The sequence below is a fragment of the Bradyrhizobium septentrionale genome, assembly GCF_011516645.4.
Taxonomy (GTDB): Bacteria; Pseudomonadota; Alphaproteobacteria; order Rhizobiales; family Xanthobacteraceae; genus Bradyrhizobium; species Bradyrhizobium septentrionale.
Map to the genome: position 1 here is coordinate 3255047 of NZ_CP088285.1, position 21719 is coordinate 3276765.

General features: G+C 63.8%; 20 protein-coding genes. 10 read left to right on the plus strand and 10 right to left on the minus strand.

The features are described from left to right. Window positions 1–72: 72 nt before the first annotated feature. A complete protein-coding gene (locus tag HAP48_RS17190; RefSeq protein ID WP_029079490.1) occupies window positions 73–627 on the minus strand; it encodes an ActR/PrrA/RegA family redox response regulator transcription factor in 555 nt (184 codons plus the stop codon). A 119-nt stretch (window positions 628–746) separates the two neighbouring features. Then, window positions 747–2066 (minus strand): ActS/PrrB/RegB family redox-sensitive histidine kinase, encoded by a 1320-nt coding sequence (locus tag HAP48_RS17195; protein WP_166212344.1) that lies wholly within the window; start codon window positions 2064–2066, stop codon window positions 747–749. Between the two features lie 106 nt (window positions 2067–2172). On the opposite strand from HAP48_RS17195, the gene HAP48_RS17200 reads away from it, so the two are divergent. The 4 genes from HAP48_RS17200 (at window position 2173) to HAP48_RS17215 (ending at window position 6300) form a co-directional block, all read left to right on the plus strand. Next, a complete protein-coding gene (locus HAP48_RS17200) occupies window positions 2173–2985 on the plus strand; it encodes an ABC transporter ATP-binding protein (RefSeq protein WP_166212341.1) in 813 nt (270 codons plus the stop codon). Continuing rightward, complete coding sequence (locus HAP48_RS17205; RefSeq protein ID WP_166212338.1) at window positions 2982–3806, plus strand: ABC transporter permease; 825 nt, start codon at window positions 2982–2984, stop codon at window positions 3804–3806. The genes HAP48_RS17200 and HAP48_RS17205 overlap by 4 nt, the downstream gene beginning before the upstream one ends. A 127-nt stretch (window positions 3807–3933) precedes the next feature. Then, window positions 3934–5262 carry a polyhydroxyalkanoate depolymerase gene (locus HAP48_RS17210; protein WP_166212335.1) on the plus strand — a complete coding sequence of 443 codons (1329 nt, stop codon included), beginning with the start codon at window positions 3934–3936 and terminating at the stop codon, window positions 5260–5262. A 198-nt stretch (window positions 5263–5460) separates the two neighbouring features. Beyond that, on the plus strand, window positions 5461–6300 hold the full coding sequence (locus HAP48_RS17215; protein ID WP_166212332.1) for a M48 family metallopeptidase: 840 nt from the start codon (window positions 5461–5463) through the stop codon (window positions 6298–6300). Between the two features lie 156 nt (window positions 6301–6456). Here the strand turns inward: HAP48_RS17215 and HAP48_RS17220 are convergent, their stop codons facing one another. Beyond that, window positions 6457–8706, minus strand: a complete 2250-nt coding sequence (locus tag HAP48_RS17220) for a transglycosylase domain-containing protein (RefSeq protein WP_166212329.1) — start codon at window positions 8704–8706, stop codon at window positions 6457–6459. Window positions 8707–8844: 138 nt separating this feature from the next. Here HAP48_RS17220 and HAP48_RS17225 point away from each other — a divergent pair, with 138 nt between their 5' ends. Further along, on the plus strand, window positions 8845–9270 hold the full coding sequence (locus HAP48_RS17225) for a DUF1330 domain-containing protein (protein WP_166212326.1): 426 nt from the start codon (window positions 8845–8847) through the stop codon (window positions 9268–9270). 224 nt (window positions 9271–9494) lie between these two features. On the opposite strand, the gene HAP48_RS17230 is transcribed toward HAP48_RS17225, so the two are convergent. The 3 genes from HAP48_RS17230 to HAP48_RS17240 all read right to left on the minus strand — a co-directional run bounded on the left by HAP48_RS17230 (window position 9495) and on the right by HAP48_RS17240 (window position 12891). Continuing rightward, complete coding sequence (locus HAP48_RS17230; protein ID WP_166212323.1) at window positions 9495–10721, minus strand: ABC transporter substrate-binding protein; 1227 nt, start codon at window positions 10719–10721, stop codon at window positions 9495–9497. A gap of 379 nt (window positions 10722–11100) precedes the next feature. Next, entirely contained in the window at window positions 11101–12321 is a 1221-nt protein-coding gene (locus HAP48_RS17235) for an ABC transporter substrate-binding protein (protein ID WP_166212320.1), read from the minus strand. A 207-nt stretch (window positions 12322–12528) separates the two neighbouring features. After that, window positions 12529–12891 carry a DUF1304 domain-containing protein gene (locus HAP48_RS17240; protein ID WP_166212317.1) on the minus strand — a complete coding sequence of 121 codons (363 nt, stop codon included), beginning with the start codon at window positions 12889–12891 and terminating at the stop codon, window positions 12529–12531. An 89-nt stretch (window positions 12892–12980) separates the two neighbouring features. On the opposite strand from HAP48_RS17240, the gene HAP48_RS17245 reads away from it, so the two are divergent. After that, complete coding sequence (locus HAP48_RS17245; RefSeq protein ID WP_175612321.1) at window positions 12981–13505, plus strand: methylated-DNA--[protein]-cysteine S-methyltransferase; 525 nt, start codon at window positions 12981–12983, stop codon at window positions 13503–13505. A gap of 265 nt (window positions 13506–13770) precedes the next feature. On the opposite strand, the gene HAP48_RS17250 is transcribed toward HAP48_RS17245, so the two are convergent. Continuing rightward, window positions 13771–13962 (minus strand): hypothetical protein, encoded by a 192-nt coding sequence (locus tag HAP48_RS17250; protein WP_156928452.1) that lies wholly within the window; start codon window positions 13960–13962, stop codon window positions 13771–13773. Between the two features lie 207 nt (window positions 13963–14169). Between HAP48_RS17250 and HAP48_RS50030 the strand changes: the two genes are divergently transcribed. Continuing rightward, window positions 14170–14295 (plus strand): hypothetical protein, encoded by a 126-nt coding sequence (locus HAP48_RS50030; RefSeq protein ID WP_275949047.1) that lies wholly within the window; start codon window positions 14170–14172, stop codon window positions 14293–14295. 7 nt (window positions 14296–14302) lie between these two features. Here the strand turns inward: HAP48_RS50030 and HAP48_RS17255 are convergent, their stop codons facing one another. From HAP48_RS17255 to HAP48_RS17265, 3 genes are read right to left on the minus strand one after another with little or no spacing between them, the layout of a single operon-like run. After that, window positions 14303–14782: a response regulator transcription factor gene (locus HAP48_RS17255; protein ID WP_420869876.1), complete on the minus strand. Its 480-nt coding sequence runs from the start codon at window positions 14780–14782 to the stop codon at window positions 14303–14305. Window positions 14783–14784: 2 nt separating this feature from the next. Then, a complete protein-coding gene (locus HAP48_RS17260) occupies window positions 14785–15459 on the minus strand; it encodes a response regulator transcription factor (RefSeq protein WP_166212308.1) in 675 nt (224 codons plus the stop codon). After that, complete coding sequence (locus tag HAP48_RS17265; RefSeq protein ID WP_224497060.1) at window positions 15453–17225, minus strand: PAS domain-containing sensor histidine kinase; 1773 nt, start codon at window positions 17223–17225, stop codon at window positions 15453–15455. The genes HAP48_RS17260 and HAP48_RS17265 overlap by 7 nt, the downstream gene beginning before the upstream one ends. A gap of 375 nt (window positions 17226–17600) precedes the next feature. Here HAP48_RS17265 and HAP48_RS17270 point away from each other — a divergent pair, with 375 nt between their 5' ends. The 3 genes from HAP48_RS17270 to HAP48_RS17280 all read left to right on the plus strand — a co-directional run bounded on the left by HAP48_RS17270 (window position 17601) and on the right by HAP48_RS17280 (window position 21574). Further along, complete coding sequence (locus HAP48_RS17270; protein ID WP_166212305.1) at window positions 17601–17864, plus strand: hypothetical protein; 264 nt, start codon at window positions 17601–17603, stop codon at window positions 17862–17864. 402 nt (window positions 17865–18266) lie between these two features. Beyond that, complete coding sequence (locus HAP48_RS17275; RefSeq protein WP_224496497.1) at window positions 18267–19631, plus strand: HlyD family secretion protein; 1365 nt, start codon at window positions 18267–18269, stop codon at window positions 19629–19631. Next, window positions 19628–21574 (plus strand): glycosyltransferase, encoded by a 1947-nt coding sequence (locus tag HAP48_RS17280; protein WP_166212297.1) that lies wholly within the window; start codon window positions 19628–19630, stop codon window positions 21572–21574. Before HAP48_RS17275 ends, HAP48_RS17280 begins: the two co-directional genes overlap by 4 nt. The last annotated feature ends 145 nt before the right edge of the window (window positions 21575–21719 follow it).

Sequence of the window (21719 nt, forward strand, 5' to 3'; positions counted from 1 at the left end):
CCTAGGAAAGCTACAAAAGCAAATGGCCGGGCAGCAAGGCCCGGCCATCGCTAAAGCATGTGAAGCAACCGCTCAGCGCGGGGCGCGCTTGGCGAGGATGCGCTGCAGCGTGCGGCGGTGCATGTTGAGGCGGCGCGCGGTCTCCGAGACGTTGCGGTTGCACATCTCGTAGATGCGCTGGATGTGCTCCCAGCGCACGCGGTCCGCCGACATCGGATTGGCCGGCAGCTCGGATTTCTCGGTGCCGGTTGCGAGCAGGGCTGCGACGACGTCATCGGCGTCGGCGGGCTTCGACAGATAATCGACGGCGCCCATCTTCACCGCGGTGACGGCGGTGGCGATGTTGCCGTAGCCGGTCAGTACGATCGCGCGTGCGTCCGGCCGCTTGCGCTTCAACGCGGAGACGACGTCGAGGCCGTTGCCGTCGCCAAGCCTGAGGTCGACGACCGCGAAAGCGGGCGCGGCGCGGCCGATCTCGGCGAGACCATCAGACACCGTGTCGCATGACTTCACCGCAAATCCGCGCGTCTCCATGGCGCGCGACAGGCGCTCCAGGAACGGCTTGTCGTCCTCGACGATGAGGAGCGAGCGGTCGGCATGGTCATTCAGTTCAGTGATGGCGTTCACGGTCCATTTTTCCCTGTGGCAGACACCCACAATATGGGCTCCTACCGTGGCGCTGCCAAGGCAGCCGAAAGTCGCGTCGGCTGCATCCGGTATGCCAGAGTTGTGATTAAGAATCGTTCTTAAGCTGCGGTTTCGTCGCCCGGCGCGGCTTCCTCGAAGCGCTCGCGCGGCCAGACAATCTGCACCACGGCGCCGTGATCGGGGAAGGTGCGATTGGTAAACGACACCTTGGCGCCGGTCCGTTCCAGCAGCGTCCTTGCGATGAAAACGCCCAGACCCAAGCCTCCACGGGCGTTTTGGGCTTCATCTGCGCCCCGGCGGCGTGACAAATACGGCTCGCCGATCCGCTTCAGCATATCAGGCGCAATGCCGGGGCCGTCGTCGGAAACGACGATCTCGATGGTTTCCGCGTTCCACCACGCGTTCACCTCGACGGTCTGGTGCGCGAAATCGACCGCATTCTCGAGAATGTTTCCGACGCCATAGAGGATCGCCGGATTGCGTGCCGCGACCGGTTCACTCGTTGCTGCGACAGCAAGCCGCACCTTGATGTTGATGCCGAAATCGCGATGCGGTGCCACCGCCTCCTCGATCAGGGTCGACAGCTTCATGGTGTCGAACGGCGCGCCGCTCGAGGAGAGTTGCGCGATCTTGCTCAGGATGTCGCGGCAGCGCTGCGCCTGTTCCCGCACCGTCTTCAGGTCGCCAGTGATGGCCGGGTCATGCACCGTCTTCTCGAGCTCGCGCGAGATCAGGAAGATCGTCGACAGTGGCGTGCCGAGTTCGTGGGCTGCTGCGGCGGCGAGGCCGTCGAGCTGGGTCAGATGCTGCTCGCGCGTCAGCACCAGCTCGGTCGCGGCGAGCGCATCGGAGAGCTGACGCGCCTCCTCGGTCACCTGGAATGCGTAAAGGCTGGTGACGCCGATCGCGAGCAGGATCGAGAGCCAAACGCCGATCAGATAGATCGGCGGCAGCACCAGCGGATCGTCGCCATCCCAGGGCAATGGCAGATGGTAGAAGAACAGCGCCGAGGCACAGGCGACCGCAACGCAGCCGAGCGCGATCGTCAGCCGGATCGGCAGCACCGTGGCCGAGATCAGGACCGGCGCCAGGAACAGGAACGAGAACGGGTTCTGCAACCCGCCGGTGAAGTACAGGAGCCCACCGAGCTCGACGATGTTGAAGGCGAGCAGGGCCGCGGCATAGACCGGCTCCAGCCGCTGCATCGGGTTGAACGCGATCTGCAGCGCCAGATTGAGCAGCGCCGAGAATGTCACGATGGTGACGCAGGGGACGATCGGAACGTCGAATTCCAGTCCCTGGGCGACGATGAAGATCGCGACCAGCTGGCCGAGCGCGGCGAGCCAGCGCAGCCGCAGGATCGTATCGAGGCGGACATAGCGGCGGGGCTGGCGGAAATCGGAAGCGACGTCGGTCATCTCGGGACCTTAGCTGTGCCGTGGGCGGCGCACAAATTCGCGACTTAGCGCAACGATGCGGAGCAAGCCTTGCGCTTATTGTCGCAATGGCTCAATGAACGGCCAGATGCAACAGAGCGATACAAGTCAGGGGCAACCGCCCACGGCTCATGAAGCGCCCGCGGCTGAACAGGGCGGATCGGCCGCGATCGACGTCGCGCATCTCGTCAAGGTCTACAAGACCACCCGCGCGGTCGACGGCATTTCCTTCCGCATCGCGCGTGGCAGCATCACCGGCCTGCTCGGCGGCAACGGCGCCGGCAAGACCACGACGATCGCGATGATCATGGGCCTGGTGCTGCCGACCTCGGGCAGCGTCGCGGTGCTCGGCGCGAAAATTCCCGAGCAGCGCTATGACGTGCTGGGCCGGATGAATTTCGAGAGCCCCTATGTCGACATGCCGATGCGGCTCACGGTGCGGCAGAACCTGACCATCTTCGGGCGCCTCTATGCCGTGAAGCATTTGCGCGAGCGGATCGACCAGCTCGCCGCCGATCTCGATCTCACCGAATTCCTCGACCGTTCCAACGGCAAGCTCTCCGCCGGGCAGAAGACCCGCGTCGCGCTGGCGAAGGCGCTGATCAACGAGCCGGACCTCTTGCTGCTCGACGAGCCGACCGCCTCGCTCGACCCGGATACCGCCGATTGGGTGCGGCAGCATCTCGAGACCTACCGCAAGACCCATAACGCGACCATCCTGCTGGCGTCGCACAACATGCTGGAGGTCGAGCGTCTCTGTGATCGCGTCATCATCATGAAACGCGGCAAGATCCAGGACGACGATAGCCCCGACAGGATCATGGCGCGCTACAACCGCGACACGCTGGAAGAGGTGTTTCTCGACGTCGCGCGCGGCCGCATCCGGGAGGGCGCGCCATGAGCGAACTCGTCAGCCACCACCAGCGCGGGATTTCATTGCACCGCATCAATGCGATGGTGCTGCGCTATTGGTATCTGTTGATGTCGTCATGGCCGCGGCTGCTGGAGCTGGTCTACTGGCCGGCATTGCAGATCATCACCTGGGGTTTCCTGCAGAATTACATCTCGCAGTCATCCGGCTTCTTCGCCAAGGCCGGCGGCACGCTGATCGGCGCGGTGATCCTGTGGGACATCCTGTTCCGCGGCCAGCTCGGTTTCTCGATCTCGTTCCTGGAGGAGATGTGGGCGCGCAATCTCGGCAACCTGATGATGAGCCCGCTGAAGCCGATCGAATTCCTGCTTTCGCTGATGATCATGAGCGTGATCCGGCTCGCCATCGGCGTGATCCCGATGACGCTGCTGGCGCTGTTCTTCTTCGGCTTCAACTTCTACGCCATCGGGCTGCCGCTGATCGCATTCTTCTGCAATCTGATCTTCACCAGCTGGTCGGTCGGCGTGTTCGCCTCGGGCCTCGTGCTGCGCAACGGGTTAGGGGCGGAAAGCATCGTCTGGACATTGATGTTCGCGGTGATGCCGCTGGCCTGCATCTATTATCCGGTCGAGGTGCTGCCGGGATGGCTGCAAGTCGTCGCCTGGACGCTGCCGCCGACCTATGTGTTCGAAGGCATGCGCTCGCTCTTGATCGATCACGTCTTCCGCGCCGACCTGATGGTGTGGGCGCTGGTCATCAACGCGATCCTGTTTGCTGCCTCTTTTGCGACCTTCCTTGCCCTTTTGCAGAGCGCCAAGCACAACGGGTCGCTGCTGTCAGGTGGTGAATAAATGTCACTTTCGCGTGGAATCTCGGTGTATTAGCCCGATATCACCCCCACATTTGGCTAGCGGCGCATTGACGCATTGTTACGCATTCGTCAGGATGCTGCGGCGCAAAACAGGGGTCTGAAACACTATGCCCATCGGTGAATTTGGCGGTGCCCCGCCACTAGCGGCGGAAGGCGGTCCGGCACTCACGACGCCGTTGTACTGGATGTACGAAATGGCACAGGCGTCGCTCAATCCGGCGCGCGCGGTGACCGACGCCACCAAGATCCTGTTTCAGAACCCGCTCAATCCGTGGACCCACACCCAGCTCGGCAAATCGATCGCGGCCAGCTGTGAGCTGTTCGAGCGCACCACCCGCCGCTACGGCAAGCCCGACTGGAACCTGCCGACGACCGAGGTCAACGGCATCCGCACGCCGGTCGAGGTTCGCTCGATCTGGGAGAAGCCGTTCTGCCGCCTGCTGCATTTCGATCGCAAGCTGACGCGTCCGCTGCGCTCGCCGCAGCCGCGCGTGCTGATCGTGGCGCCGATGTCGGGCCACTATGCGACGCTGCTGCGTGGCACGGTCGAGGCGTTCCTGCCGACGCATGAGGTTTACATCACCGACTGGGCCGACGCGCGCATGGTGCCGCTTGCGGCTGGCCGGTTCGATCTCGACGACTACGTCGATTACCTGATCGAGATGCTGCATGCGCTCGGCGGCAACATGCACGTGATTGCGGTGTGCCAGCCCTCGGTGCCGGTCGTTGCGGCCGTCTCCGTCATGGAAGCCAACCACGATCCGTTCGTGCCGCTGTCGATGACGCTGATGGGCGGCCCGATCGACACAAGGCGCAATCCGACCGCGGTCAACAACCTCGCCGAAGAGCGCGGCATCGAATGGTTCCGCAACAACGTCATCACCAAGGTGCCGTTCCCGCATCCGGGCGTGATGCGCGACGTCTACCCGGGCTTCCTGCAGCTCAACGGCTTCATCAGCATGAACCTGGATAGGCACATGGACGCGCACAAGGCGCTGTTCGCCAATCTGGTGAAGGGTGACGGCGACCTCGTCGACAAGCACCGCGAATTCTATGACGAATATCTCGCCGTGATGGACCTCACAGCGGAGTATTACCTGCAGACCGTCGACCTCGTGTTCGTCAAGCACGCGCTGCCGAAGGGCGAGATGACCCATCGTGGCAAGCCGGTCGATCCCTCGAAGATCCGCCGCGTCGCGCTGATGACCGTGGAGGGCGAGAAGGACGACATCTCCGGCCTCGGCCAGACCGAAGCGACGCACGCGCTCTGCACCGCGATCCCGAACCATCGCCGCGTGCACTATGTGCAGAAGGGCGTCGGGCACTACGGCGTGTTCAACGGCTCGCGTTTCCGCTCCGAAATCGTGCCGCGGATCTCCGATTTCATGGTTTCGGCAGCCAATACGCGGCTTTCCTTGGTCGCCGCGGCCGAATAGGTATCGCCCCGGCCGCGATTTTCGCGGTCGCGCAAGTCACTGATTTAACTAAAAGAATCTCAAATCAGGCTGAGATCAAGGGGTGAATAATGTTTCACTCTATGGGCCTTGCTTGCGAACCGGATTCATCAGAAAAATTCCGGTTCCGACCCCTGCCGGTAGAGGTCAATTAACGGCCAGCCCCTGTATATTGGGCAAATGATTTGTTTTTGCGCCGAGCGCTTTCCCTGGCGGCGGATATGGCAAAGTTCGGGCGAACTCCTGCTCCCCGGACTCTCAGAAATGGCTACTCGCGCGCTCCTTTATCGGCGGCCTGCCGAACCCGCGACCGTATTGGTCAGACACGGCTCCCAGTTCTTCACCGTGAGGCTGCGACGGCACCGGCGCGCGCGCCGCTACACGCTCAGGATACATCCGACCGATCGTGAAGCGATCCTGACGATGCCGCCGCGCGGCACGATTATCGAAGCCAAGGAGTTCGCAAATCTCCATGGTGGCTGGATCGCCGCCCGTCTTGGCCGCTTGCCGAAGGCGGCACCGTTCCAGCCCGGCACGGTGGTGCCGCTGCGCGGCGTGCCGCATCGGCTGGTGCATCGCTCGGGCGAGCGCGGCACGGTGTGGACCGAGACGCGCGACAGCGGCGAGAAGATCCTGTGCGTCGCCGGCGGCGTCGAGCACATGGATCGCCGGGTGCATGACTTCCTCAAGCGCGAGGCGCGCAAGGATCTGCAGAAATCAGCGCAGCTGCACGCCGCGGAACTCGGCGTGCGGGTGCGGCGGATCTCGATCCGCGATCAGTCCAGCCGTTGGGGCTCGTGCACCTCGGCGGGTTCGCTGTCGTTCTCGTGGCGGCTGATCCTGGCGCCGCCCTTCGTGCTGGATTACCTCGCCGCGCACGAGGTCGCCCATCTCGTCGAGATGAACCACTCGGCGCGGTTCTGGCGGGTGGTCGACAAGGTCTGCGCCTCGGTCACGCGCGCCAAGAACTGGCTCGACACCCACGGCAACGACCTGCACCGCTACGGGATTCAGGAGTAGCTGCTGTCTCCGCCACCTCTGCTGTCATCGCCCGCGAAAGCGGGCGATCCAGTATTCCAGAGGCGTTTGTAATTGAGCCGATAGGCCGCGGCGTACTGGATCCCCGCATTCGCGGGGATGACGACCGAAGTTGGGCGCGACCGTCGGCCCTATCGCTCACCGAAACAACCGATCGGCCAGCCAGCCATCCAGTCCCGCCGCAGCCTCCGGCCGCGCGTTCGGGTTGGGCGGCACCGACGCGCGTGCCGGCGTCGGCGGGGGCGGGCGATAATAACCGCCCCCGGATGGGACCGGCGCCGGCGGCGGGGCCTGCGTCTGCGGTTGGATCTGCATCGGCGGCGCAGAAGGCGCGGTGATCTGCGACGAAACCTGCATCAGGTTCGCCGGCGCCCAGCTGCCTTGCGAGTTCGGGATCGCCGCGACCGGCACGCCCTGAAGCGCTGATTTCATGAAGCGGGTCCACACTTCGACCGGTAGCCCGCCGCCGGTTGCCTTCTTGGTCGGCGAATTGTCGTCATTGCCGAGCCAGACGCCGGTGACGAGCTTGGCGGTGTAGCCGATGAACCAGGCGTCGCGGTAATCCTGGCTGGTGCCGGTCTTGCCGGCGGCGGTCCAGCCGGGGATCTCCGCCTTGCGCGCAGTGCCCGAGATCAGCGTCTCGCGCATCATGCTGTTCATCATCGCATCATAGCGCGGCTCGATCACCTGGTTGGGCGGATCGGCCGGGCGGTCATAGAGCAGCTTGCCCGTGCTGGTGCGGATCTTGGTCACCACATGCGGCGACACAGTGTAGCCGCCATTGGCGAATGGCGCATAGGCGCCGACCAATTCGATCACGGACACTTCCGAAGTGCCGAGCGCGATCGAGACGTTGGGCTCGAGCTTCGAGGAGATGCCGAGCCGGTGCGCGGTGCGCACCACATTCTTGGCACCGACCTCGACGCCGAGCCGCACCGCGACCGTGTTCAGCGACATCGCCAGTGCCTGGGTCAATGTCACGGAGCCGAAATATTCGTGGGTGTAGTTCTCCGGCTTCCAGCCCTTGATGTCGAGCGGCGCGTCGGTGCGGATCGTGTCCGGCGTCAGCCCGGCCTCGACCGCGGTGAGATAGACGAACGGCTTGAACGCCGAGCCCGGCTGCCGCTTCGCCGTGACCGCCCGATTGTACTGGCTCTCGGCATAGTTCCGGCCGCCGACCATGGCGCGCACCGCGCCGTCGGGCGTCATCGCCACCAGCGCGCCCTGGCTGACATTGAACTTCACGCTCTTGGCGGCGAGCTCGTCGATGACGGCGGCTTCCGCGACGTTCTGCAGCTTCGGATCGATCGTGGTCTGCACCACGATGTCCTGGTCGATCTGGCCGACCAGATCGTCGAGCACTTCGCCGATCCAGTCCGCGACGTAGTTCACGGTGCCGGCGCCGGCCGGCTTCACGGCGATCGAGGGCTGGCCGATCGAGGCCTTGGCCTGGGCCTCGGTGATGAATTTGGCGTCCGCCATCGCCGCGAGCACGATTTGCGCGCGCTGCTCGGCGCCTTCAGGATTGCGGTTCGGCGCCAGCCGCGACGGCGACTTGACGAGGCCCGCGAGCATCGCGGCTTCCGGCAGTGTCACGTTCTTCGCCGACTTGCCGAAGTAGCGCTGCGCGGCGGCCTCGACGCCATAGGCGCCGGAACCGAAATAGACGCGGTTGAGGTAGAGCTCGAGGATCTCGTTCTTGGAATGCTTGCGCTCCAGCCACAGCGCGAGCTCGGCCTCCTGCAGCTTGCGCTGCATGGTACGCTCCTGGGTCAGGAACAGGTTCTTGGCGAGCTGCTGCGTCAGGGTCGAGCCGCCCTGCGAGACGCCGCGATGCAGGATGTTGGTCACCGCGGCGCGCAGGATGCCGACCGGGTCCACGCCGAAATGCGAATAGAAGCGGCGATCTTCAATGGCGATGAACGCCTTCGGCAGATAGGGCGGCAGATCCTTCAACGCGATGTTGGCGCCGGCCATTTCGCCGCGCTGCGCCAGCACTGAGCCGTCGATGCCGACGATCTGGATCGTCGGTGGACGCTTGGGAATTTCCAGGGACTGGATCGGCGGCAGATGCGCGCCGACCCACACCACGACACCGATCACCGCAATGCCGGCCCACAAGCCGAGCACCGCGGTCCAATAGAACAGGCGGCCGATGCCGAAGCCGCGCGACTTGCTCCGCCGCTTGCTGCCGCTGCGCGACGGGCGCGGTTTCTCGCCACCGGATTCGCTGCTCTTGTCGCTGCTTTTGGGCTTGGACTTGGCTGGCTTGTCGTCGCCGCCGCCGGGAATGCGATCGGAGGGCGACAGTCTGAGGTCGGCAAGCGCAGCCGGAAGCCCGAACAGCGGCTCCTTGCGCGCACCGCCTTTTTTACGTCCCCACGCCATCCGCAACGCTCACACCCTGACCGCGGGCACGCTAGCGTTCCCGGTTTAAGGGGCGGTTACGCAAAGCTTAACGGGGGATTAGGAGGTGAGGCGGCGCGTTCCTAAATAAGGATGGAACAAAGAAACAGGGAGCACCGCATGGGCCATATCGATCCAACCAAAGAAGTGTTTGCGCAATTCCGGGACAACAACCGGCCGGGCCCGATCCACATGCTCAATCTGGTGCGGCTGCGCGAATGGGCCGCCTATCCCGACGGCCGCAAGGCGACCGGCGCCGAAGCCTATGCCGCCTACGGCCGCGAGAGCGGCCCAGTGTTCGAGCGGCTCGGCGGCCGCATCGTCTGGCAGGGCCGCTTCGAGCTGATGCTGATCGGTCCGCAAGAGGAGCGCTGGGACCATTGCTTCATCGCGGAATACCCAAGCGTCGCAGCCTTCGTCGAAATGATCCGTGACCCCGTCTATCGCGAGGCGGTCAAGCACCGCCAGGCCGGCGTCGAGGATTCGCGGCTGATCCGTCATGCGGTGCTGCCGGTGGGGAAGACGTTTGGCGAGATTCCAAAATAGAGCGCGCGGAAATCGATCGGACGCAACGATCTCCATCCCCGTCATGCTGAGGTGCGAGCGGAGCGAGCCCCGAAGCATGCACGGCCCCGCTGGTGGCCGTCGACCCTTCGAGACGCGCGCAAGAGCGCGCTCCTCAGGGTGACGGTGGTAGAGCCTGCATAGACCGCAAAAACAAAATCGGCGGCCCGGAGGCCGCCGATTGCATCTCAAACCTGCACGAAGCGCTAGCCCGTTGGGCCGGCGTCCTCGAGGATCGGGCCGAACAGCTCCCAGCGCTCGCCGTTGAACTTCATCATCTGCAGCTGCTTGTTGACGCGATAGTCGTTCGGCGTGGTGTTGCCCTTGATACCGGGCAGCGCGAGGTCGAGTTCGACATTTTTCAGGTTGGTCGCCTGCTTCAGCACATTCTCGCGGGTCAGGTCGTCGCCGCACTGCTTGAGCACGTGAACCAACAGCTGCGCAGTGGAATAGCCGTAGCCGTTGAAGCTCGAATCCTTATCGCCGTCCGGATAGTACTTCGCCATCATGTCGAAGTAGCGCTTCATGCCCGGATCGTCCTTCCAGGTCGGATCGAGCGGGTCCTTGCCGTAGCTGACGCTGATCACGCCCTTGGAGGCCTCGAGTCCGGCCGGCTTCATCACCGCGCCGACCGAGGTGGCGTTGATGTCGAGGATGTGCACCGGCTTCCAGCCGAGCTCGGCGATCTTCTTGATCGCCTGCGCCGCCTGCTTCGGCGTCGAGGCCGAGAAGAACAGGTCCGCGCCGGCATCCTTGATCTTGAGGATCTGCGAATCGATGGTCGGGTCGGACACCTCATAGGAGGCTTCGGCCACGATCATCTTCGCCGCCTTGTCGCCGAGGCCGGCCTTGATGCCGTTCAGATAGTCCTTGCCGAGGTCGTCGTTCTGATAGAGCACGCCGATCTTGGCGTTCGGATACTCCTTCAGGATGTACTGGCCGTAGATGCGGCCTTCGCTGAAATAGTTCGGGTTGAAGCCGAGCGTCCATGGGAAGTTCTTCGGGTCGGTGAACTTCGAGGCGCCGGTGGCGGCGAACAGCTGCGGCACCTTCTTGCCATTGAGATATTTCTGCACGGCGGCGTTCGACGGTGTGCCGATGATCTGGAAAGTCAGCAGCACCTCGTCGCTTTCGACGAGCTTGCGCACCTGCTCGACCGCTTTCGGCGGCGAATAGGCGTCGTCATACTGGATCAGGTTGATCTTGCGGCCGTTCACGCCGCCCTGGTCGTTGATCATCTTGATGTAGGCGGCTTGGGCCTTGCCGATGGTGGCGTAGGCAGAGGCCGGGCCACTGAAGGGTACGGTCTGGCCGACCTTGATCTCGGTATCGCTCGCGCCGGTGTCGTATTTCTTCTGCGCGGAGGCCGACGTTGCAGACAGCGCGACTGCGAGCGCCGTTCCCGTGACCAGACGTAAAATCCCGTTCCTCATAATGCTGTTTCCCTCACGTGACTGATGGTTGGCCGATGATCTTGTCCGCGGGTTCAAGTCCCACGGTCGCCATCGCTTGCGCCGGATACTGGCGGAACGCTTGCTGCAACGCAAGACGAGCGGCGCCGAAAAGGTGAGCGATTTCAGTCAACGAAAGTAGGGGGCAGTGCGGAAAGGCGGGTGGCCTGAGCAGCGCGGCGCCGGCCTTCTTGACCTCGCCCCGCCTGCGGGGAGAGGTCGGAACGCATCATCAGATGCGTTCCGGGTGAGGGGGACTCTCCGCGGGCGCAACTAGCTCCGTTTGCGCGGCAGCAGCCCCTCACCCCAACCCTCTCCCCGTAAGAACGGGGAGAGGGAGGAAGCTTCGATGCGGCTCTGTCTAACCCGCCGGTCCGGTGTCCTCGATGATCGGGCCGAACAGCTCCCAGCGCTCGCCGTTGAACTTCATCATCTGCATCTGCTTGTTGATGCGATAGTCGTTCGGTCCGGTCGTGATCGACATGCCCGGCAGCGCGAGACTCGGCACGAACTTCTTCAGGCTGGTCACCTGCTTCATCAGGTTCTCGCGGGTGAGGTCGTCGCCGCACTGTTTCAGCACCTGGATCAAGAGCTCGGCCGTCGAGTAGCCGTAGGTGTTGACGGTGTTGAGCTTGTCGCCTTCCGGATAATACTTGTCCATGAAGGCGAAATAGGCCTTCACGCCGGGATCGTCCTTCCACTGCGGATCGGCGGGGTCCTTGCCGTAGTTGGTCGAGATGATGCCCTTGGAGATGTCGAGACCGGCGGGCTTCAGCGTCGCCGACACCGGGCTCGCATTGATGTCGAGGATGTGCACCGGGGTCCAGTTGAGGTCGGCGATCTTGCGGATCGCTTGCGCCGCGAATTTCGGCGTCGAGGCGTCATAGATCAGGTCGGCGCCGGAGGCCCTCAGCTTGACGATCTGGGAATCTACCGTCGGGTCGGTCAGCTCGTAGGACACTTCGGCGACGATCATGCTGGCGGCCTTGTCGCCGAGCCCGCTCTTCAGGCCGGTGATGTAGTCGCGGCCGAGATCGTCGTTCTGGTAGAAGATGCCGATCTTGGCGTTGGGGTGATTGGCCAGAATGTATTTGGCGTAGATGCGTCCCTCGGACTGGTAGTTCGGGTTGAACGCGATGGTCCACGGCGCGTTCTGCGGATCGGAGAAGCGCGAGGCGCCGGTGGAGGCGAGCAGCTGCGGCACTTTCTTGGTATTCAGATATTTCTGCACGGCGGCATTTGACGGCGTGCCGATGATCTGGAACGTGAACAGCACCTCGTCGCCCTCGACCAGCTTGCGCACCTGCTCGACCGCCTTCGGCGGCGAATAGGCATCGTCATACTGGATCAGGTTCAGCTTGCGGCCGTTGATGCCGCCCTGTTCGTTGATCATCTTGATGTAGGCCACCTGGGTCTTGCCGATGCCGGCATAGGCGGATGCGGGGCCCGAGAACGGCACGGTCTGGCCGATCTTGATCTCGGTGTCGGTCGCGCCGATGTCGTACTTCTTCTGCGCGGCGGCCGATGTAACCGACAACGCGATGGCAAGCGCTGTCGCAGCGAGCAATTGCACGCTCCTCATGTCCGTGACCTCCCATGTTGCCGGTGATCTTGTCCGCAAGCCTCAAGCCCACGGATGTCACCGTTATCAGGGATGATGGAGGAAGCGTGGTTGCATTGCAAGGCGATGCGCCCTGCGCGCAGTGTCGCGTTTGAGCATGATCCGGAAAAGTGTGAAGCGATTTTCCGAGGGGATCACGCTCAAGAAAAACAAAAGCGCGCCCGCGCCTTAAGCGAGCCAGAGCTGGATCAGCGCCAGCGCCGCAGGTGTCGCCTGCACATAAAGGATGCGCCGACTCACGGTGGCGGCGCCGTAGACGCCGGCGACGATCACACAGAGCAGGAAGAATGTCTTGATCTGGAACGCGAAGGCCGGATTGCCGTGCACCAGGCCCCAGATCAGTCCGGCGGCGAGGAAGCCGTTATAGAGCCCCTGATTGGCGGCGAGCACGGCCGAGTCGGTCGCCTTCTCGACCGAGTTGCGAAAGGTCGTCAAGCCCAACGGCTTGGTCCACAGGAACATCTCGAGCACAAGGAAATAGATGTGCAGCGCGGCCACCGCCGCGACCAGAACATTGCCAAGCAAAAGCATGATGCGGTCCCCCTTCACCGGAATTCGGGTGGACGCTAGCACGCGGGCGGTGAATTGTATGCCGAGCGACCTGTTTCCGAGCGATGACCATGGCCGACCGCAAGACTGCACAGAGCTTCAACCTCGACCGTCTCAAGACCCCGATCGGCACCGCGCTGCTGGTGACCGATGACGACGGCGTGCTGCGCGCGCTCGACTGGGACGACTATGAAGGACGCATGCTCGAGTTGCTGCGGCTGCATTATGGCACGGTGACGCTGCGGGACGGCCGCGCGCCGGCGGCGATGCGCGAGGCGCTCGCCGATTACTTCAAGGGCGATCTCGATCGGCTCGCGGATGTCGAATGGCGCGTCGCCGGCACGCCGTTCCAGCAGAGGGTCTGGCACGCGCTGCCGAAGATTTCGCCGGGCACCACCATGAGCTACGGCGCGCTGGCGGCGAAACTGAAAGTGCCGAACGCGATGCGTGCGGTCGGCCATGCCAACGGCTCGAACCCGATCAGCGTCGTCGTGCCCTGCCATCGCCTGATCGGCGCCAACGGCTCACTGGTCAAATATGGCGGCGGGCTGGAGCGCAAGCGCTGGCTGCTGCAGCATGAGGGCGTGGAGATATAGCGGCCAATTTCATCAGCCGCCCGAGGCGATCAATCGAGATCTTCGCTCGGCATGTTTCGCAGATCGCGCACGATATAGAGGAAGACGATGAGCGAAGGCACCCATGCGAGTATCGCTCCTACCAGCATCGCATCGACCGTCGTCATGGGGACTCCTTTGCGCGTTGCCAGAGCGTTTTCGAGCGAAGCATGTCCCGCACTTGATGCGGGGTGGACGCCGGTTCGCGTGAAGAAAACGCGTCAGAACAAAAGTCTAATCCTGGCGGTCAGACCAGTTTCCTCGCCGGGCCGCGGCTGCCGGGGAAGGGATAGAGCCACTTCCAATAGGCCTTGTTGCGCTCCAATTGCTGTTTGTAGATCTCGCGGCACTTCACGGAGCAAAACTGCTCGAAATGCCAGCTGTGCCGGATCAGCCCGAACGGGCGCTTGCACCCCGGATTCCCGCAACGGCCGGTCATGACGCGGCCTCCGCATTCGCACGCCAAAGCCAGCGAGTGAATTCCTCCTGAGCTTTGTACAGGCAGAGCCGTCCGCAATAGCGTTCGCCCGCCGGATTTCGCAAACTGATGATCTTGGGCTCTTCGCTGTCACACTGGGCGCAGCGCGGTTCCGCACGCATGGCGACCTCCCTCCGAGGAATTGCCATTTGCCAATCAGAATGTCTGATGCTGTCTCTGATGCTGTCCTGGCCGTCGATCTTCGCGAAGGACGACGGCGCGCAATCTCGCGCCACTATCGTCCAGGCGCAACTTGTCCTGATGTTTGGCGGCATCATCCTTGCGTATGTCTGATGTGAACTCATTCGCCGGGCGCGCTTCCGTTCTGCGCGAGGGCCGTGTCGAGGCATTTGATCAGGACGTCGCCGTCGAAGGGCTTGCTCAGAAAGCAGATCGCGCCCGCCCTCAGGGCCCGGGCGCGATCGCTTTCGACGGAGAAGGCGGTGACGAAAATGAACGGAAAGCGCCGTCCGCTGGCGATCAAATGGCTCTGCAGGTCGAGCCCGCTCATGGCCGGCATCCTGACATCCGCTATCACACAGGATGTCTCATTCAGGTGGGGCGAGTGCAGGAATTCCTCAGCCGACGCGTAGGTCTCGACTGCGTAGCCGAGCGACCTGACGAGATTGTGGGTCGCGGTGCGAACCGACATGTCGTCGTCGACGATGGATATCATTGGCGGGTGGGACAAGGAGGTCCTTCCTGGGACGGCCAGAACGGGCTTTGGTCTGTGCGTGGACGCGGAGGCACAGTGCGTCGCCAGTCGGGATCGGAGAATCATACTTAGGTTTGCGGCCCGCCGGATGCCGGTCCGATCCGAAGGATCTGCGCCATTTTGACCAGATCCGGCAGCGATTTAGCCGCCATTTTCCGCATGATGTGGCCGCGGTGTATCTTCACCGTGATCTCGGCCACCCCGATTTCGGCGGCGACCTGCTTGTTCATGAGCCCCGTCGTCACGAGTGTCATGATCTGGCGCTCGCGGGCGGTCAGGGTCGCGAAGGCTGCGCGCAGGTGTGCAAGGGCCTTGGCCTCATCGCGACGATTCCGGTCGCGCTCGATCGCTGTGGTGACGGCATCCAGCATGTCCTGGTCGCGGAACGGCTTGGTCAGGAAGTCGACCGCTCCGGCCTTCATGGCCCTGACCGTCATCGGGATATCGCCATGGCCGGTCATGAAGATGATCGGAATATGAATGTCGGCCTTGGCCAGTTCGGCCTGAAAGTCGAGGCCGCTCAGCCGGGGCAGCCTGATGTCCAGGATCAGGCAGCTCGGGACATCCGGGGGCTTGTGCTGGAGAAATTCATGGGCCGATCCGAACACTTCGGTCCGCAGACCGACCGACCGGAAAAGACTGCTCAGCGAGTCCCGCACTGACGCGTCGTCGTCGACGACGAAGACGGCCGGATCGCCGGCGCTTGCGTGCGTGGGAGGTGATGCCGCGGGTCCGGTCACCATGCATGATCCTCTTCACGCAATGGCAAGGTGAACTGGAATGTCGCGCCGGGGCCGGCATTTCCGGCCACGGACAGGCGACCCCGGTGGGCTTCGACGATCGAGCGGCAGATCGACAAGCCCATTCCCATGCCGCTGGCCTTGGTGGTGTAGAAGGCGTCGAACAGCCGCTCGGCATTCTCGGTCGTTATCCCGACGCCACAGTCGGTGACCGTGACCAGGATTTGCCCGGCATCGTCATGCTTGGCGGGATCGATGCGTGTCCGGATCACCAGTTCCCGCGGCCGGTCCGTGACCGGCTGCATCGCCTCGATGCCGTTGAGGACCAGGTTGAGGATGACTTGCTGCAGCTGGACACGGTCGGCGACAACAGGCGGCAGCGCGGGAGCGAGGTCCAGCTGCAGGGATATCAGGTGGCTCTGCAGTTCATGCTGCACCAGGCCGATCACCTCGTTGATGGCTGCATTGATGTCGAGCGGCGCCTTCTGATCGGTCGTCTTGTTCACCAGGGCGCGGACGCGCTGGATGACCTCGCCCGCCCGGTTGCCGTCGCTGATGATCGACCTGACCGCCCCGCGGGCTTCGTTCAGATCGGGAGCCGCCCGGTTGAGCCACCGCAGGCATGCCGCGGCGTTGGTGACCACGGCGGCAAGCGGCTGGTTCACTTCATGGGCGATCGACGCAGCGAGCTCGCCGAGCGCCGTCACGCGCGTGACGTGGGCGAGGTTGATCTGCGCTTCGTGCAATTCCGCCTCGGCCCGCTTGCGGGCGGTCACGTCGGTGACCGCTCCGATGAATTCGGTGTCGCCCGAGATGTTGGTCACCGCATGCGCCCGGGCGTGGACATATTTGATCGCCCCATTGGGCATCAGCAATCGGTAGCCGTGCTCGAAGTCCTTGCCGTCGACCGAGGCGCGGTCGATGGTCCGTTGCACGCGGGCTCGATCGTCCGGATGGACGCGTTGCAGGACCGTGCCATGCTTGATGCAAGGAGCCTTGTCGAACGCGAAGATTCTGAACGTTTCTTCCGACCAGATCATCTCGCCGCTGGCGACGTGCCAGCCAAAGCTGCCGGTGTGGCTCAATCGCTGGGCTTCGGTCAGGTACATTTCACTCTGCTGCAGCGCATTCTCGGCCTGCTTGCGCTCGGTAATATCCTCACATGCGATCAGGACAATCAACTGATCGCCCAGCCGCCGCACGGCCTTGGCATTTTCGCGAACCCAAAGCCTTGAACCGTCCTTGCGGACCTTGCGGATTTCCCAACCGTGGGTCTGGCCGATATTGTCGAGGCAGGCCGCGACGTTGCGCAGGACCATATCCCGGTCTTCGGCGGCAAACACCCGCAGCACGGATTGTCCGAGCAATTCGTCGACGGTGTAGCCGAGTTGTGCCGCGCCGAACGTGTTGACCGACAGGACGAGGCCCGTTGCGTCGACCATGAAGTACATGACCGGGTTGTGCTCGAACACCTCCTTCCATTGCGCCTCGCTGTTGCGCAGCGCCTCGATCGCGCGCTCTTCGCCGCGCACCCGGCCGCGCAAGGCGGCTTCCATCTCCCTTTGGGTGCGGCCCACCACGCGCATCATCAGCAATGCAGCGGCGAGCGCGGCGACCAGCGCCGCCAGGGCAGCCAGATGGGCGGTCGCTGCGGGCTCCGGACCGAGCAACAGCCCGGCGCAGGTTCCCGCCCAAGCCAGCACCATGCCGCCGAGCAGCCATTGCTCGGTCGACCAGTACTTCTTGGTCGGGTTGTGCATCATCGGCATCACCAGCACTTGCCATCCAGCACTTGGCCATGATGGGCCGCGCTGCGTCGCTAGGTGACCGCTATCATCAGCGGCGACAACGTCGCCCTCCCAACAGGCCGGACATTAGCAGCTTTCTCGACGTCGGGACGAGATCGTGGGGGCCTGTGGCAATCCGCCCGCGTGGGTGAGATCGCGCGAAAAGCGAAATCACCTGATACGCTCAGGTTCAGGTTGCGGCTAAACCTAAGTATGTTGTCCCCATCCGAATGTAACGGCCGGATCAACCTCCGTTCAATGGCGCGTTCCTTCCCGGCGACTACGCTTATTGGGTAACTCGATAACAGTAGGCATCCCGGATTCAACAGTCGCCGATCAGAGATCTGGAGGTTGAAATTGCCGAACGCTCGCCTGCATTTGATCCTTTGCTCCGATGACATCGCGCTCGAGACGCGGGGGCAGAGACGCGATCGCAGCTTCCAGCCTTTCGTGATCGACGGTGGCAAGCAAACGGCGAGCGTGCCGGTCGACAACCCATGGGCCGACAATTGGATCGATCTGCTCGACGCCTTCGATTTTGGCGTTGTGGTCTGTCATGCCAGCTACCTGGCCTTGCTGGGGGCGAGCCTGGCAGCGCTACAGCCGCAATTAGACATGTGAGATCCAGGGCCGTAGCCCGCCCTAGACTCTAAGTCCGGCAGGCTGCCGGGACCGACGCGCTGGCTGCTCACGCCTGGGTCGCGCAAAACGGGTCCGACAACAGCCTCCGTGAGAGCCCGGAATCCATTCCCCGACTAGCCCCGGCCCTGATGGATTCCGGGCTCAGTTCCCGCAGGCTCTCAGATGCGCAATGGCGCATCGGGAATGACCGGCGGAACAGGTCGATGACCTCACTCCCGCGCCAGGCTCCCGACCGTGGCAAATTGCAGCAATTTTTCCGAAAGATGCCCGGTTCGCTTTAGCCGCTTTTGAAGCACCTGCTTATTGGATCGGCCTGGCGACGGCATCGCTCCGCAGAGCTGTGCGTTGGTTCGCGCACTGACAGTTCAGGGGCCGGTCATCATGAATCAGGCACAGCAGAAACCCTTTCCTGACGATCATACGTCCGTCAGCAAGGACGAGGAATCGGGCGCACGAGGGTTGCAGCGCGATTTGCAAGATCGGTTGCAGCCGGCGCACGACGAGCCGGTCAGCGAGCCCGTCAGCGATAGCGCTCCCCATCCCGAACCGCCCCGAGGCTCCGGCCGATGGGTTCGCCGCCTGCTCAAGGTCGGCATCGGCCTTGCCATCGTCGCCGTCTTCGGATGGCTGCCGCTGAAGGCGGTGCTGCAGACCTCGAGCGTGGAGGCCGTGGTCAACGCCAGGATCGTGACCTTGCGGTCGCCGATCGACGGGACCGTGACTGCGAAGCCGCAGGGCTCCGCACAACTCAGCGTGGTTCATGAGGGCGACGCGATCCTTCATGTCGTCAACGCGCGCGGCGATCGCGTGCGGCTCGATGATCTCCGGCGGCAGATGTCGCGGCTGGAGAACGAGCGCCCGAGCCTGGCCGCCAAGCTCGCGGCCGCCGAGACCGCGCAACAGGACCTCGCCCGCCAGGCGGGCCAGTTCCGCGATGGCCGCATCCTTCAGCTCGAGGCGCGCATCGCCGAAATCCAGTCGGCGATCGAGGCCGCGGCCGCGCGACGGGAGGAGGCAGTGGCCGCCGTCGAGCGGGCCTCGTCCCTGATCAAATCAGGCAGCGTCTCGACGGTCGAAATGGCCCGCCTGACGCGCGAGCAGGCGATCGCCCAGCAGACCGAGATCGGTGCCCGCCGTCGGCTCGACGCCGCCAAGGTTGAGCTCACCGCTGTCAGGAGCGGCACCTATCTCGGCGACAGCTACAACGACCGGCCGAGCTCCGCTCAACGCGAAGAGGAGATGCGCCAGCGCGCCAGCGATCTGCGCGCCGATCTGGCGCATGCCGATGCCGAGATCGACTGGCTGACCCACGAGATCGCCGTCGAGCAGTTGCATTACGTCAACCGGGCGGAAGCCGACATCAAGGCGCCGGTCGCCGGGCGCATCTGGGAGATGATGACGTCGCCCGGCGAGGATGTCCGGGCCGGTCAGCCCTTGCTCAAGCTGCTCGATTGCAGCGGCGCCGTGGTCACCGCCAATGTCACCGAAGGCGTCTACAACCGCCTCCGGCTCGGCGAGCAGGCGAGCTTCGAGCCGAATGACGGCAGCGCGGCGATCCAGGGTGAGATCGTCAATCTCACCGGCGCATCGGGCGCGCCCGCGAACCTTGCGATCAATCCGGATGCGCTGAACAAAGAACCGTATCGGGTGACGGTCTCGATGCCGGCGCTCGACAGCACGGGCAAGGAATGCGCGGTCGGCCGCACCGGGCGGGTGGTGTTCAACGGGGACGCGGCAAAGTCATGATGGCGGCCTTTGCGCCCGGGCTGGTCGCCTTTGGCGCCTGCCTTGCGATCCTGCCGCTGCTCCGGCGCGAGCACACGCTGGCCCGCGTCATGATGACCGGCGTGTCGTTCGTGCTGCTGCTCCACTATTTCGTCTGGCGGGTGACCCAGACCTTGCCGCCTCCGGGCCTCACCGCCGATGCGCTGGTCGGCTATCCCTTTGTGGTGGCCGAGGCGGCCTCGATGATCGCGGTATGCCTGTCGTTGCTGTTCCTCTCGAGGACCATCGACCGCTCGCCCGAGGTCAATGCGGTCCTTCGCCGATCCAGGGCGTCGACAGATGCGCCGCTCGTCGACGTCTTCATCTGCACCTACAATGAGGAGAAGGCGATCCTGGAACGCACCATCATCGGCGCAACGGGCCTGAATTATCCCAATTACCGCGTCTGGGTGCTCGACGATGGGCGGCGGCTCTGGCTGCGCCGGCTCGCCCAAGAGCTCGGCTGCAACTATCTGACCCGTCCGGACAACCGCCACGCCAAGGCCGGCAACATCAATCATGCGCTCCGGCACGTATCCATCCCGCCGGAGAGGCCGGAGTACATCTCGATCCTCGATGCCGACTTCGTCCCGATGCCGGACTTCCTGACCCGGGCGATGAGCCTGATGCAGGACGGCAGTGTCGGCGTCGTGCAGACGCCGCAGCATTTCATCAACCCGGATCCGATCCAGACCAATCTCGCCGCGACCGACGTCTGGCCCGACGAGCAGCGCTTCTTCTTCGATATCCTGATGCCGGCCAAGGATGCCTGGGGCACCGCGTTTTGCTGCGGCACATCATCGCTGATCCGTTTCTCCGGCCTGATGCAGATCGGTGGCTTCCCGACCGATTCGGTGACGGAAGACTATCTCGTCACGCTGCGATTGAAGGAGAAGGGCCTGCGCACGATCTATCTGAATGAGCGCCTGACCCTCGGCCTCGCGCCGGAGGGATTGAAGGAATACATCACCCAGCGCGGGCGCTGGTGCCTCGGCTTCATGCAGATATTCAGGGGCCGCAGCGGGCCGTTCTCACGGCAATCCAGGCTCGCCTTCACGGACCGGCTGTCGCTGGTCGATGCCTTCATGAGCTGGTCGGCGGTCTACGGCACCAAGATTCTCGGCCTGGTCGTGCCCTGGCTCTATCTGCTGTTCGGGATCAAGGCGGTGCATGCCGATCTTTTCGAGCTGCTGAAATATTTCATGCCGTTCTATGTCTGGCACGCCTTCACGATGGCCTGGATCTCGCGCGGCCGCTCGCTTGCGATCATGACCGACGTCTCGCAATACATCGCCGCCCCCGCGGTCCTGAAGGCGGTCGTGACCGGACTTGCCAAGCCGCAGGGCCACAAATTCAAGGTGACGGCCAAGGGCGGCGACCGCAACCGCCGCTTCATCGAATGGCCGCTGCTGCGGCTCTATGGCAGCGCCTTGCTGATCACCCTGCTGGCGATCGCCTATGCATTCATCCTGCACCTGCGCGGCGAGAACATCGCCTATGGCGGGCTGGCGCTGGCCTGGAGCCTGTACAATTGCGTCGTGCTCGCGATCGTCTGCTTCATCTGCATCGAGCAGCCGCGGCGCCGCAAGGCCGAGCGCTTCGAGCGCGACGAGCCGATCCTGATCCACGAAGGCACAGAGTCGCGGCTGGTCCGGATGGCCGACATCTCGATCTCGGGCGCGCGCTTTATCGATCCTGCGCCGCCCGCAATTGGCGCCGCGATCAAATGCAATGTCTACGGCCAGAGCGTGACCGCGACCGTGGTCCGCCGCACCCGCGACGGCTTCGGCGTCCGCTTCGAGGATGCGGTTGCGACCCGGGTCAACGTCGTGCGCGCCTTCTATGCCGGCGAATATGTCCGCGCCTTCAGCGGCGTGCGCGCCGCGCCGGTCGGCAAGGCCCTGCTGATGCGGTTGTTCGGCTGACGACGAGCGGCGACAAGCGTGAGGGGCGGCGCAGTCTCTCACCGTCATGCAGTCTTTCACCGTCATCCCCGCGCAAAGGCTCCGCCTTTGTCGCTGGAGAAGCGCGCTCTTGCGCGCGTCTCGAAGGATGCACGGCCCGGATATG

Coding starts and splice junctions, on each gene's coding strand:
- HAP48_RS17195 (WP_166212344.1), bottom strand. CDS start 2,066: ATGACCGACGTCGCTTCCGATTTCCGCCAGCCCCGCCGCTATGTCCGC.
- HAP48_RS17200 (WP_166212341.1), top strand. CDS start 2,173: ATGCAACAGAGCGATACAAGTCAGGGGCAACCGCCCACGGCTCATGAA.
- HAP48_RS17205 (WP_166212338.1), top strand. CDS start 2,982: ATGAGCGAACTCGTCAGCCACCACCAGCGCGGGATTTCATTGCACCGC.
- HAP48_RS17210 (WP_166212335.1), top strand. CDS start 3,934: ATGCCCATCGGTGAATTTGGCGGTGCCCCGCCACTAGCGGCGGAAGGC.
- HAP48_RS17215 (WP_166212332.1), top strand. CDS start 5,461: ATGATTTGTTTTTGCGCCGAGCGCTTTCCCTGGCGGCGGATATGGCAA.
- HAP48_RS17220 (WP_166212329.1), bottom strand. CDS start 8,706: ATGGCGTGGGGACGTAAAAAAGGCGGTGCGCGCAAGGAGCCGCTGTTC.
- HAP48_RS17225 (WP_166212326.1), top strand. CDS start 8,845: ATGGGCCATATCGATCCAACCAAAGAAGTGTTTGCGCAATTCCGGGAC.
- HAP48_RS17230 (WP_166212323.1), bottom strand. CDS start 10,721: ATGAGGAACGGGATTTTACGTCTGGTCACGGGAACGGCGCTCGCAGTC.
- HAP48_RS17235 (WP_166212320.1), bottom strand. CDS start 12,321: ATGAGGAGCGTGCAATTGCTCGCTGCGACAGCGCTTGCCATCGCGTTG.
- HAP48_RS17240 (WP_166212317.1), bottom strand. CDS start 12,891: ATGCTTTTGCTTGGCAATGTTCTGGTCGCGGCGGTGGCCGCGCTGCAC.
- HAP48_RS17245 (WP_175612321.1), top strand. CDS start 12,981: ATGGCCGACCGCAAGACTGCACAGAGCTTCAACCTCGACCGTCTCAAG.
- HAP48_RS17250 (WP_156928452.1), bottom strand. CDS start 13,962: ATGACCGGCCGTTGCGGGAATCCGGGGTGCAAGCGCCCGTTCGGGCTG.
- HAP48_RS50030 (WP_275949047.1), top strand. CDS start 14,170: ATGCTGTCTCTGATGCTGTCCTGGCCGTCGATCTTCGCGAAGGACGAC.
- HAP48_RS17255 (WP_420869876.1), bottom strand. CDS start 14,782: ATGATTCTCCGATCCCGACTGGCGACGCACTGTGCCTCCGCGTCCACG.
- HAP48_RS17260 (WP_166212308.1), bottom strand. CDS start 15,459: ATGGTGACCGGACCCGCGGCATCACCTCCCACGCACGCAAGCGCCGGC.
- HAP48_RS17265 (WP_224497060.1), bottom strand. CDS start 17,225: ATGCCGATGATGCACAACCCGACCAAGAAGTACTGGTCGACCGAGCAA.
- HAP48_RS17275 (WP_224496497.1), top strand. CDS start 18,267: ATGAATCAGGCACAGCAGAAACCCTTTCCTGACGATCATACGTCCGTC.
- HAP48_RS17280 (WP_166212297.1), top strand. CDS start 19,628: ATGATGGCGGCCTTTGCGCCCGGGCTGGTCGCCTTTGGCGCCTGCCTT.